The organism is Myxococcaceae bacterium JPH2 (genome assembly GCA_016458225.1).
Taxonomy (GTDB): Bacteria; Myxococcota; Myxococcia; order Myxococcales; family Myxococcaceae; genus Citreicoccus.
The window spans coordinates 1-344 of record JAEMGR010000140.1 but is presented as its reverse complement, the minus strand read 5'-3'; the positions used below and the strand labels follow the sequence as shown (position 1 = coordinate 344).

Below are 344 nucleotides of genomic sequence, written 5' to 3'. Positions count from 1 at the left end.
TCGGATGGCTGGTCCATGGGCGTGCTCGTGCGGGAGCTGGCCGAGCTGTATCAAGCCTTCGCGGCGAAGCACGACTCACCCCTGGCTGAGTTGCCCGTGCAGTACGCGGACTACGCCGTGTGGCAGCGCCAGTGGTTGCGCGACGACGCGCTCGAATCACAGCTCAACTACTGGCGTCAGCACCTCGACCCCGAGGCCTTCCTCGAGCTCCCCACCGACAGGCCGCGCCCGGCGCAATTGGATACGCGCGGCGCCCGGCTCGAACTGTCGTTGCCGCTCCCGCTGACGCAGCGGCTCAAGCTCCTGGGCATCCGCGAGGGGAAGACACTCTTCTCCGTCCTCCT

The 344-nt window shown here is 67.7% G+C and carries 1 protein-coding gene; it reads left to right on the top strand.

The window, feature by feature from the left end; translation table 11 throughout:
• On the top strand, window positions 1-344 hold a 344-nt coding region (locus tag JGU66_36480), incomplete at both ends, for a non-ribosomal peptide synthetase (GenBank protein MBJ6766274.1).